The organism is Kitasatospora sp. NPDC127067, from assembly GCF_042724755.1.
GTDB lineage: Bacteria > Actinomycetota > Actinomycetes > Streptomycetales > Streptomycetaceae > Kitasatospora > Kitasatospora lactacystinica.
The window spans coordinates 1-11,468 of the sequence record NZ_JBHXEM010000196.1 but is presented as its reverse complement, the minus strand read 5'-3'; the positions used below and the strand labels follow the sequence as shown (position 1 = coordinate 11,468).

Genomic DNA, 11,468 nt, shown 5'->3' with positions numbered 1-11,468 from the left:
GAGGTGCGTGCTCCGGCGGCGACCGCCTGGCGTGTTCCCCAAGTGAGGGCCCTGGTGTGCGGCTGTACGGCCTCCGGACCGGTGGGACAGGTCGGACAGGTCGGAGCGGAGGGTGCGAGCGGGCGGGCGTGGGGGGGGGGGTGGGGGTACTTGTTTGTTCTCCTTCGGGTGGTGGGGGGCGGGGCGCCGGGTGTGCGGGGCGGGTTGCCCCGGCGGGGGGAAACCCGGCCCGGCTACAGGAGTCGGCCGGTCCCACCCAGGTCGGGCTGGACCAGGCCCACTGGTCGTTCAGCTGCCGGACCCGCACGTGGTAGAAGTCCCCGTCGCCGCCGGGGCGTTCGTCGGTCAGCTCGAACTCGGCGGTCGTCTCCCGGTCGGGCACGGCCCGGTCGAAGCGGTAGGCGCCGGATACGAACCCGCCGGTGAATCCGGTCCGCGCGCCGGCGAGGAGTTCGCCGACGGCGTGGGCGCTCTCGACGCCGTTCACGACGGCGACCAGCCGGGTGCTCGTGTCGCCCTCGATCCGCAGCGAGAAGCCCTGGGTGCTGTCGGTGGCGGTGTTGGGGTTGCCGTCGGTGACCGTCCGCAGCCGGATCTCGCCCGGCCCGGTGCGCTCCCACCAGGACGGCCGGTAGGTGTCCGGCTCGGCCTCGGCCGGCGCGACGGTCTCCGGGCCGCGCAACCGGGGCTGGACGTCCAGCAGCCGCCCGCCCTCGATCCGCAGCACGACGTCCCAGTGCACGGGTTCGCCGCGCCGGCCCCAGCCGACGGCGAAGCCCAGGGTGCCGGAGAAGGCGTCCGATCCACCGGCGCCGGAGAGGAGTTCGGGCCGGCTGACCCGGTGGACGGGTACGCCGTTGCGGAGCAGTTCCACGTGGTCGAGCGCGTCCCGGCCCTGGACGGTGACGTGGATCCGGCGCCGGTCGGCGGAGGCGGCCTCGGCGCCCATCGGGGCGCCGTTGACGGAGGTGGCGAGCAGGATGCGGTCCCCGGTGATCGCGTAGGTGCGGCGCTGCTGGACGGCGTTCCAGATGCCGTCCCGGGTCAGTTCCGGGGCCCAGACCGCCACCCGGCCGTGCCCGTGGCTGCCGGGGAAGGCGCTGTGGTGGTCGGTGGAGCCGATCAGTCCGAAGCGGTGGCCCAGGCGCAGGCCGTGGACGGCCGTGGCGGCGCCGGCGCGCGGGCCCATGGTGTGCAGGTAGCTGCGCGGCGCCTCGTCGGACTCGGCGCAGCCGTGCATCGACATCATCTCCACCACCGGGGCGAACTCCTCGGTGTAGGAGGCCCAGTCGATGCCGCGGCGGGCCGGCCCGTAGCCGATGTGGTGCGGCAGCGCCCAGGTGCGCACGCCCTGGGCGGCGAGCACCCGCAGCCGGGCGCGCAGTTCGTCCAGGTCCGCCGCCCGGATGATCTCGCCGCGCGGGCCGTCGAAGTACACGCAGTGGTCGCCGTGGGCGAGGCTGTGCCACTCGAAGGACTGGAAGGTGACGAAGCGGCCGTCCTCGTGGGCGGCGGCGGTGACGTCCTGGACGTGGTCCCAGAGCCGGGCCAGCCGGGCGAAGCCCTCGGTGTGGTAGTCGACCAGGCTCGCCAGTTCGGGGGTGCGCTCGGGCAGGTCGGGCCACCAGCCGTGGCCGGTGACGCTGGCGAAGTCGAGTTGGAGCCGGGCGTTGGCGTAGGCGTCCTCGATGCTCCCGTGGCCGTAGCTGATGCCGCAGTGGTTGTGGAGGTCGCCGACGTACAGGCCCAGGCCGGCGTAGCCGGGTGCGTCGGTGCTGGGGGCGGTCATCGGGGCGGGGCTTCCTCGGGTCCTGGTCGGCCATGTTTGATCGACTCTGAGAAGAAGGTAGCCGCGATCTCCGGGGAGCGGTCAAGGCTCGGCCGTTCGGTGTCGTGCGATCGCCATCGGGCGAAACATCGTCTTCATAGAAGACCTGCTGGTGAAGCTGGCCACCTTGCTGGTCAGTCGGTCGACGACGACCCGTCTCGCCTGGCCCGGACTTTTGATCGATCTGATAGAAACTTCGCGACACCCCTCCCCCGAAGGACGGATCCATGCCGCACCCCGCCCTGCCCGCCGCGCCCGACCTCGGCGCCTCCCACCTCGTCCGCGCCCCCGAGCGCCCCGAACCCGGCTACTGGGCCGGCTGCCCGGGCGTCCGGTACGAGCCGGACCTCGACCGCTTCCTGCTCACCTACCGCGAGCGCCGCCCGCGCGGCGCGACGCACGGGCCCGACCGGGGCTGGCGCTGCGCCGTCGCCGAGAGCGCCGACGGCATCGCCTTCCGCGACCTGTGGTCCGTCCGGCGCGACGAACTGGGCTCCCCCTCGATGGAACGCCTCGCCCTGCTGCGCCGCGACGGCGGCTACCTGCTCCACCTCAGTTACGTCGATCCTGCCGACAACCGCTGGCGCGTCGACGCCCTGCGCGCCGACGCCCCCGGGTCCTTCGACCTCGCCACCCGCACCCCCGTCCTCACCGCCGCGACCACCGGCACCGAGGGCGTCAAGGACCCGTACCTGCTCGAAACCGACGGCGGCGTCCACCTGTTCGCCACCGTCTCCCGCGCCCGGCCGTTCACCCCCGAGGAGCGGGACCGCGCCCACGCCGACGCCGACATCCACACCACCGGCCTCACCGTCCAGCCCACCGCGCTCGCGGTGTCCCCGGACGGGCTGCGCTTCACCGCCCCGCCGGGCCGCGCCGCCGAGGCGCTGGACGTCGGCCCGGCCGGCGCCTGGGACGGCTACGAGTCCCGGATCACCACCGTCCTGCCCGACGGCCGGGGCGGCTGGCTCGCGCTCTACGACGGCTCGGCGGACGCCGCCGGCAACTACGAGGAGCGCTGCGGCCTGGCCGCCTCCACCGACCTGCGCGGCTGGCACCGCCTCACCCCGGACGGCCCCTGGCTGGACATCCGGTACGCCGACCTCGTCCCGGCCCGCGGCCGCTGGTACCTCTACTACGAGCAGAGCCGGCCGGACGGCGCCCACGAGCTGCGGGTCGCCGTCCTGGACGAGTTCGCCGGAGTCCGCCCCGACGGCAGCCCGGCGGCGCCGCACCACGCCTGAGCCCGGGGCGTGGCGGCCCGCTCCACCCGGGCCGCCGCGTCAGGCTCAGGCTTCACGCTTCAGGCTCAGGCTTCGCGCTTCAGACCTCAGGCGGCCAGCAGGGCCTCGGCGATGCCGCGGGCCCGCCAGGCGGCGTCCGGGGTGCCCTCGCGCAGGGCGGTGACGATGGCGCCGTCCATCAGGAGGGCGAACTGCCGGGCACGCTCCCCGGGCTCGGGGACGCCGGCGTCCCGCATCAACCGCTCGACCAGGTCGATGACGCGGGTCTTGTGCAGGGCCGCCATCCGGCGGGCCGGGCTGGCCGGGTCGGCGATCTCGGTCATCGTGTTGATCGCGACGCAGCCGCGGAAGTCCTGGGTCGCGAACCGTTCGGCCAGCGCGTCGAAGACGTACAGCGGGTGGCCGCCGTGGGCCGCGACCCGCTCGGAGAGCCACGCCCGCCACCGGACGTCGCGGCCCTCCAGGACCGCGGTCACCAGTTCCTCCTTGCCGGTGAAGTGCCGGTAGAAGGAGGCCCGGCCCACGCCGGACTCGGAGAGGATGCGCTCCACGCCGACCGCGCGGATGCCGTTCGCGTAGAAGAGGGTTTCGGCCGTGCTCAGCAGGCGCGCCCGTGCGTTGACTGCCATGCGGCCGATCCTATCCACTCTTGACGCCAAACGGTACCGGTCGGTACCGTCCTCCAGTCGGTACCGGTCGGTACCGTTTAGCGGGGGCGGTCCCGAGGGGGGCACCGAACCTCGACCGCCCGCACGGACCAGCGGCTGCACGGCCGCCCGGGCCGGGACGCCACGCCGGAAACACCACGGCGGGCCGCCCGACCCGGGACGCCGAGCAGCCGCAGGCACCGAGGGCCGCAGGACCCGCAGCCGCCCCGCGCACGGTCGGCTCACGCGCCCGCGGCCGCCGCCTGGGCGAGGGAGTCCAGGACCGGCCGGACCAGCGGGTGCCCGTCGGCACCGGTCCGGACGGCGGCGAAGACCCGCCGGGTGGCGAGCTCGCTGTCCACCGGCCGCACCGCGACCTCGCGGAGGTCGACGCCGCGCAGCGCCGAGCGCGGCACCAGCGCCACCCCGAGGCCCGCCGAGGCGAGCGCCACCACGGCCCGGAAGTCGTCGGAGGAGTGCAGCAGCCGGGGCTGGAACCCGGCGTGCTCGCAGGCCAGCAGCACCACGTCGTGGCAGGGGTTGCCCGGGTACGGCCCGATCCACGGCTCGTCGGCCAGCGCGGCGACGGCCAGCGGGCCGGACTCGTCGGCCAGCCGGTGGCCGAGCGGCAGGACGGCTTCGAAGGGCTCGGCGTACAGCGGCACCCGGGTCAGCCGGGCGTCGTCGGCGCGCGGGGCGCCCCGGTACTCGACAGCCACCGCGAGGTCGGCCCGGCCGTCCAGCACCATCGGCAGGCTGGCGTCGCCCTCGGCGTCCAGCACCTTGAGCCGCACCCCGGGGGCGCGCTCGGCGAGCAGGCCGACGGCGGGGGCGAGCACCGAGGCGATGGCGGTCGCGAAGGAGGCGACGGTGACCTCCCCGGAGACGCCCGCGCTGTACGCGGCGAGGTCGGCCTCGGCGCGCTCCAGCTGGGCGAGCACCACGTCGGCGTGGCCGAGCAGGATCTCCCCGGCGGCGGTCAGCCGTACGCCCCGGCCCTCCCGGGCGAGCAGGTCGTGGCCGGTCTCCTGCTCCAGGGCGGCCAGCTGCTGGGAGACCGCGGAGGGGGTCAGGTAGAGGGCGGCCGCCGCGGCGGTCACGGTGCGGTGGTCCGCCACGGCCCGAAGGGTCCGCAGCCGTCGTGCGTCGATCACGGACCAATTCTGCCAGCGCGGCGCGGCGTGCCGGACCGGCGGGAGCAGCGGGAGCAGCAGAACCGGCGGGAGCGGCGGGAGCAGCGGGAGCAGCGGTCTCGGCCGGAGACACGAGTGGTGGCGCATTTCCGGACGAGATCGCTCCTGTCCGTTGACCGGACATCCGCGCGGCGCTTGGCTCGTGCCGACCGGGCCACGGGGGGCCGAGGGCCCGGGGCAGTCATCAGGGGAGGATGATCGATGACCACTGCACGCACCCGCCGCCGACTGGCCCGTACCGCCGCCGTCCTGGCAGCCGTCACGGCGGCCGGATCCGCGATGCCCGCCGCCGAGGCCCGCCCGCCCAAGGGCGACACCGCCCGGGTCAGCGAGGGCGCCAAGGGCGAGGCCCTGGACGGGCCCTCGTTCGCGCTCGGGCTGAGCGGCGACGGCCGGTACGCGCTGTTCTCCTCGTCGGCGACCAACCTGCTGCCCGGCGGCGCCGGGGCCGTCGGCGACGTCTACGTCCGGGACCTGCGCAACGGCCGCACCGAGCGGATCAGCGTCGCCGCCGACGGCTCCGCGCTGGACGCCGGCACCAACGACGCGGCGATCAGCGGCAACGGCCGGTACGTGGCGTTCAGCAGCTACGCCAGCAACGTGGTGCCCGGCCGGCCGAAGCACCCCACCGACGTCTTCGTCCGGGACCGCTGGACCGGCCGCACCGAGCTGGTCACCACGGGCGACGGCACCTCCGGCACGGGCGACGACCAGAGCGCCCGCAACGCCTTCGACGCCGCCATCAGCGGGGACGGCCGCTACGTGGTCTACTCCTCCGACCGCACCGACCTCGCACCCGGCGTCCGCCGCGGCAGGTTCAACGTCTTCGTCACCGACCGCTGGACCCGCACCACCCGGGTGGTCAGCACCGGGGCGGACGGCACCCCGGCCGACCACAACTCCTCCCGCCCGACGATCAGCGCCGACGGCACCGTCATCGGCTTCACCTCGCGGGCCGGCAACCTGCTCCCGGCCGACCAGACCCCGCCCTCGCTCGCCGACCGAGCCGCCTCCGCCGCGTCTGCGGCCGACAGCGCCGACACCGCCGACGGCGCCGAGCTGACCGGGATCCGCGCCTACCCGTACTACGTCTGGGACGCCCGCACCGGGAAGATCACCGGCGCCAGCTACGACGGGACCGGCGAGCTCATCGGCGCCGGCAACGACGGGCGGATCAGCCCCTCCGGCCGCTACGCGCTCTACACGGTCTACGAGGAGGGCGGCCGGCCCGGCTCGCACGGTGTCCACCAGGACGTCTACGCCCGCGAGCTGGCCACCGGCCGGACCACCAAGGTCAACAAGCCGCTGTCCGGCAGCGCCCTCGAATCCTCCTACAACCCCGTCATGCCGCTGAACGACCGCTGGGTGTACTTCACCTCCGACGTCGCCGACCTGGTGCCCGGCGACACCAACGGGCAGGCCGACATCTTCCGCACCGACCTGCGCAGCGGACACACCGAGCGGGTCCCCCTCACCCAGGACGGCTCACAGAGCACCACGTCCGCCTTCTTCCCGCAGGTCGACGCCGACGACACGACCCTGCTGTTCAGCGCCGAGGACGGCAACCTGGCGCCCGTCGCGGACAGCGCCACCACGGACGTCTTCCGGCGCCGCCTGTGAGGTCCTGACTCCCTTGCGGGATACGTCCGTTGACGTATTTCCGGGCGGGATCACCCCCGGCCGTTGACCACCGGCCCTCCCGACGGTTGGCTCTGCGAGGGCCCGCCGCCGGGAGGGAGCGCGGCCGGGCGATCCCAGGGGAGGACGTTCCATGACCACCGCACGCACCCGCAGATGGCCGGCCCGCGCCGCCGCCGTCCTGGCCGCCACCGCCGTGGCCGGGGCCGTGATGCCCGCCGCCGAGGCCAAGCCGCCCAAGGGCGACACCGCCCGGGTCAGCGAGACCTCCAAGGGCGCCCAGCTCAACGCCTACTCGACGCCGCTCGGGCTGAGCGAGGACGGCCGCTCCGCACTCTTCACCTCCGCCGCGACCAATCTGCTGCCCGGGCCCGGCACTCCGAACACGGACGAGGTCTACGTCCGCGATCTGCGCAACGGGCACATCGAGAAGGTCAGCGTCGCCGACGACGGCTCCGCGCTGAACGCCGCCACCACCGACGCCTCGATCAGCGCCGACGGCCGGTTCGTGGCCTTCAGCACCACCGCCACCAACGTGGTGCCCGGCCAGCCGAGCCACCCCAGCGACATCTTCGTCCGCGACCGCTGGACCGGCCGCACCGAGCTGGTCACCGCCGCCGCCGTGCCGAGCACCGACGGCCAGAGCGGGTTCGGGGCCGTCAGTCCCAGCATCAGCCGCGACGGCCGCTACGTCACCTACGTCTCCAACCGCAGCGACCTCGCCCCGGGCACCGTGCGGCGCGGCAGGAACAACGTCTACGTCACCGACCGCTGGACCCGCACCAGCCGGCTGGTCACCGTCGGCGCGGACGGCGAGGGTGCCGACAACGGCTCCTTCGCCCCGACGATCAGCGCGGACGGCGCCACCGTCGCCTTCACCTCCCGCGCGGGGAACCTGCTGCCGGAGACCCCGGCCACCGACCCCGGCGCCGGCAGCGCCACCAACGCCGACCCCGCCGCCGACTCGCCCCAGCTGGCCGGGCCCCACTACTACCGGTGCTACGCCTGGAAGGCCGACACCGGAAAGATCATCGGCGCCAGCCTGAACGACGCCGGCGAGCTGATCGGCGTCTCCTACGACGCCCGGATCAGCCCGGACGGCCGCTTCGCGATCTACAGCGTCCCGGTGTTCGTCGGCGGCTTCCCCGGCCCGGCCCACGGCACCCGGCTGGACCTGTACGTCCACGAGCTGGCCACCGGCAAGGTCACCAAGGTCAACACCGACCTGCCGGGCACCAGCACCAAATGGTCCTCGTCCGGCGGCGTCATGACGGCCGACAGCCACTGGGTCTACTTCGACTCCAGCGCCGAGACCCTGGTCCCCGGCGACACCAACGACGCCGGCGACATCTTCCGCCGCGACCTGTGGACCGGCCGGATCGAACGGGTCAGTCTCACCCGGGCCGGCGGGCAGAGCACCTCCTCGTCCTTCAGCCCGTTCGTGGACGCCACCGGCGACACGGTGCTCTTCACCGCCGACGACGGCGACCTGGTGCCGGGCGACACCAACCAGGTGCTGGACGTCTTCCTGCGCCGCCTGTGACGGCCTGACGCGCCGACGCCCTGAAGCCCTGACTCCCTTGCGGGATACGACCGGTGGCGTATTTCCGGGCGGAATCGCCACCGGTCGTTGACCAACTGTCCGCACGACGCTTGGCTCTCCCCGACCGGGCCGCGGGGGCCGTGGGCCCGGGACCGCCATCAGGGGAGGACGATCCATGACGCACGCACGCACCCGACGCCGGCTCGCCCGCACCGCCGCCGTGCTGGCCGCCACCGCCATAGCCGCCGGAGCGGCGCTGCCCGCCGCCGAGGCCAAGCCGCCCAAGGGCGACACCGCCCGGGTCAGCGAGACCGCCAAGGGCGGGCAGATCAACGGGCGTTCGATCGCGATCGGGCTGAGCGAGGACGGCCGCTCCGCCCTGTTCACCTCGACCGCGGCCGACCTGCTGCCCGGGCCCGGCACCCCGAACTCGGAGGAGGTCTACGTCCGCGACCTGCGCAACGGACACGTCGAACGGGTCAGCGTCGCCGACGACGGCTCCCGGCTGGACGCACCCACCGCGGACGCCTCGATCAGCGCCGACGGCCGGTTCGTGGCCTTCAGCACCAGCGCCACCAACGTGGTGCCCGGCCAGCCGAGGCACTACAGCGACGTCTTCGTCCGCGACCGCTGGACCGGCCGCGCCGAGCTGGTCACCGGGGGCGGGCCCAGCGACGGCGACGGCTACTCCGACACCCCGTCCCTGAGCCGGGACGGCCGCTACGTCGCCTACACCTCCAACCGCACCGACCTCGCCCCGGGCTCGGACCCGCGCCACTTCAACGTGCTCGTCACCGACCGCTGGACCGGCACCACCCGGGTGGTCACCACCGGCGCGGACGGCGGGGCCGCCAACAACACCTCCTACGGCGTGACGATCAGCGCGGACGGCGCCACCGTCGGCTTCACCTCCCGGGCGACCAACCTGCTCCCGCAGGCCCCGGCCGCCAACCCCGATGCCGCCCCCGGCACCGACACCGACCCTGGCGCCGACGCCGGTGCACCCGGGCTGGCCCCGGCCCGCTTCTACCCGTACTTCGTCTGGAAGGCCGACACCGGGAAGGTCTCCGGCGCCAGCGTGGACGACGAGGGCACCCTGCGCGGCGTCAGCAGGGGCTCCCGGATCAGCCCCGACGGCCGCTACGCCCTGTTCGGCCTGCCGTTCCGCGTCGGCGGGCCCGGCTCCAACCACTTCCGGTCGGACCTGTACGCCCGGGAACTGGCCACCGGCCGGCTGACGCGGCTCAACGCCTTCCTGCCCGGCACCACGACCACCGCGAGCGCCCAGGACCCCGCCATGACCTTCGACGGCCACTGGGTCTACTTCGACTCCGCCGCCGACAACCTCGTCCCCGGCGACACCAACGGCGTCAGCGACGTCTTCCGCCGCGACCTGCGGACCGGCGCGATCGAACGGGTCAGCCTCACCCGGGACGGCGGGCAGAGCACCTCCGACTCCTCGGACCCGTTCGTGGACGCCGGCGGCGGGACGGTGGTCTTCACCGCCGACGACGGCGACCTCGTCCCGGGCGACACCAACGCCGCCGCGGACGTCTTCGTGCGCCACCCGTGATGATCCGAATGGCTTGATTCCCTTGCCGCATACATCCGTTGACGTATTTTCCGCCGACATCACCGGAGGGCGTTGACCCCCGGCCCTCCCGACGATTGGCTCTGCCGAAAGCCCGTCGCCGGGAGGGAGCCCGGCCGGGCGATCGCTGGGGAGGAACACCTTCATGACACGAACCACCCGGACGACCCGCAACCGGTGGCTGTCGGGCGGCGGCAGCGTCCTGGCCGCGGCCGCCCTGCTCGCCGTCGCCGCCGCCCCGGCCCAGGCCGGCCCGGTGCCGCGCGGCACCACCCAGGTCAGCCTCGGGCCGAACGGCGCGGCGCCCGACAACCAGTCGACGGCCCAGGGCATCAGCGCGAACGGCCGCTACGCCCTGTTCACCTCCCGGGCCACGAACCTGCTGCCCCAGCCCTCGGTGGGCTGGAGCAACGCCTATGTGAAGGACCTGCGCACCGGCCGCCTCGAACAGGTCAACCTGTCCGACGCGGGCCGGGCGCTGAGCGGCTCGACCGACCAGGCCGGGATCAGCGCCGACGGCCGCTACGTCGTCTTCGAGAGCGAGGACGAGAACGTGGCGCCCGGCGCGCAGGTCAAGAACCGCACCGAGGTGTACATCAGGGACCGCAGGACCGGCCGCACCGAGCTGGTCAGCAGCAGCCCCACCAACACCGACACCGACCGGTACCACTCCTCGTACAACGCACAGGTCAGCGGCAACGGCCGGTACGTGGTCTACGTGTCCTCCCGGACCGACCTGGACCCGACCGTCGTGGACCCCGAGCCCGAGCCCATCCCCGAGCCCTCGCTCGCCCGGCCCTACACCTGGAAGATCAACGTCTACCTCACCGACCGCTGGACCCACACCACCCGGCTGGTCTCCCACGACGTGAACGGCAAGCCGGGCGAGAGCACGTCCTTCCGGCCGACGATCAGCGCGGACGGCCGCACCATCGGCTTCGGCTCCATCTCCAGCCTGCTGCCGGACGAGCAGGCCCCCGGCCTCGCCGCCGCGACCGCCGCGGCGGCGGCCACGGCCTCCGCCCCCGCCTCCGCCGACGCCTCCGCCGACGTGGAGCTCGCCCCGAGCGCCGCCGAGGCCGCGCGCCGCAGCGTCCCGCAGTCCGCGGCGCAGCCGAGCCTGGCCCGCCCGAACGCCGCCCCCTACTACACCTACGACGTCCGCTCCCGGACGCTCACACCGGTGAGCGCGGGCCTCGACGGCACGATCGGCAGCTCCAGCTTCGAGGCGACGATCAGCCCCGACGGGCGGCGCGCGATCTACACCCTGTCCGAGCCCGGCGGCTCGACCGGCGGCCACCGCTACCACACCGTGCTCCACGTGCGGGACCTGCGGACCGGCACCGTGACGAAGGTCAGCGGCGGCCTGCCCGGCACCAGCTCGGTCGGCTCCTCCGACCACGGCTCGATCACCGCCGACAACCGCTGGATCTACTTCGAGTCCGCCGCCGACAACCTGGTGGCCGGCCCCCAGCACCCGGGCTGGGACGTCTACCGCCAGGACCTGCGCACCGGCCGCACCGAGCGGGTCGCCGCCGCGCCGGACGGCTCGCTCGGCAACGGCTCGTCGACGCAGCCGTTCGTCTCCGCCTCGGGGAACACCGTGGTGTTCGACTCGACCAGCGGCAACCTGGTCACCGGCGGCACCGGCCCGGCGGTCGAGAACGGCCAGGTCTTCGCCAAGCCCGCCGGGTTCCACCGGAACCGTGCCGGCGACGACCAGGGCGAGAACGAGGACGACTGACCGGCAGCCGTCCTCCGGTAACCACGACGGGGGCGGGACG

8 protein-coding genes are annotated in these 11,468 nt (G+C 74.3%); 5 read left to right on the top strand and 3 right to left on the bottom strand.

Annotation, left to right across the window (positions count from 1 at the left end; all coding sequences use genetic code 11):
• The coding region (locus tag ACFWJ4_RS39065; RefSeq protein WP_380553534.1) for a DUF3604 domain-containing protein at positions 1–1,789 on the bottom strand (1,789 nt) is incomplete at its 3' end.
• Between the two features lie 266 nt (positions 1,790–2,055).
• On the opposite strand from ACFWJ4_RS39065, the gene ACFWJ4_RS39060 reads away from it, so the two are divergent.
• A complete protein-coding gene (locus ACFWJ4_RS39060) occupies positions 2,056–3,072 on the top strand; it encodes a hypothetical protein (RefSeq protein ID WP_380553532.1) in 1,017 nt (338 codons plus the stop codon).
• A gap of 86 nt (positions 3,073–3,158) precedes the next feature.
• On the opposite strand, the gene ACFWJ4_RS39055 is transcribed toward ACFWJ4_RS39060, so the two are convergent.
• Both ACFWJ4_RS39055 and ACFWJ4_RS39050 read right to left on the bottom strand, forming a co-directional pair.
• Complete coding sequence (locus tag ACFWJ4_RS39055; protein WP_380553529.1) at positions 3,159–3,701, bottom strand: TetR/AcrR family transcriptional regulator; 543 nt, start codon at positions 3,699–3,701, stop codon at positions 3,159–3,161.
• Positions 3,702–3,961: 260 nt separating this feature from the next.
• On the bottom strand, positions 3,962–4,873 hold the full coding sequence (locus tag ACFWJ4_RS39050; protein WP_359911184.1) for a LysR family transcriptional regulator: 912 nt from the start codon (positions 4,871–4,873) through the stop codon (positions 3,962–3,964).
• A gap of 240 nt (positions 4,874–5,113) precedes the next feature.
• Between ACFWJ4_RS39050 and ACFWJ4_RS39045 the strand changes: the two genes are divergently transcribed.
• The 4 genes from ACFWJ4_RS39045 to ACFWJ4_RS39030 all read left to right on the top strand — a co-directional run bounded on the left by ACFWJ4_RS39045 (position 5,114) and on the right by ACFWJ4_RS39030 (position 11,428).
• A complete protein-coding gene (locus ACFWJ4_RS39045; RefSeq protein WP_380553527.1) occupies positions 5,114–6,532 on the top strand; it encodes a hypothetical protein in 1,419 nt (472 codons plus the stop codon).
• 151 nt (positions 6,533–6,683) lie between these two features.
• On the top strand, positions 6,684–8,093 hold the full coding sequence (locus tag ACFWJ4_RS39040) for a hypothetical protein (RefSeq protein ID WP_380553524.1): 1,410 nt from the start codon (positions 6,684–6,686) through the stop codon (positions 8,091–8,093).
• 175 nt (positions 8,094–8,268) lie between these two features.
• The gene (locus ACFWJ4_RS39035) at positions 8,269–9,666 is read left to right on the top strand and encodes a TolB family protein (RefSeq protein WP_380553521.1); all 1,398 of its coding nucleotides are present in this window, start codon (positions 8,269–8,271) and stop codon (positions 9,664–9,666) included.
• 163 nt (positions 9,667–9,829) lie between these two features.
• A complete protein-coding gene (locus tag ACFWJ4_RS39030) occupies positions 9,830–11,428 on the top strand; it encodes a TolB family protein (protein ID WP_380553518.1) in 1,599 nt (532 codons plus the stop codon).
• Positions 11,429–11,468: the final 40 nt, after the last annotated feature.

Excerpts from the sequence above, each read along its gene's own strand:
- ACFWJ4_RS39060 (WP_380553532.1), top strand. The coding sequence starts at position 2,056 with ATGCCGCACCCCGCCCTGCCCGCCGCGCCCGACCTCGGCGCCTCCCAC.
- ACFWJ4_RS39055 (WP_380553529.1), bottom strand. The coding sequence starts at position 3,701 with ATGGCAGTCAACGCACGGGCGCGCCTGCTGAGCACGGCCGAAACCCTC.
- ACFWJ4_RS39045 (WP_380553527.1), top strand. The coding sequence starts at position 5,114 with ATGACCACTGCACGCACCCGCCGCCGACTGGCCCGTACCGCCGCCGTC.
- ACFWJ4_RS39040 (WP_380553524.1), top strand. The coding sequence starts at position 6,684 with ATGACCACCGCACGCACCCGCAGATGGCCGGCCCGCGCCGCCGCCGTC.
- ACFWJ4_RS39035 (WP_380553521.1), top strand. The coding sequence starts at position 8,269 with ATGACGCACGCACGCACCCGACGCCGGCTCGCCCGCACCGCCGCCGTG.
- ACFWJ4_RS39030 (WP_380553518.1), top strand. The coding sequence starts at position 9,830 with ATGACACGAACCACCCGGACGACCCGCAACCGGTGGCTGTCGGGCGGC.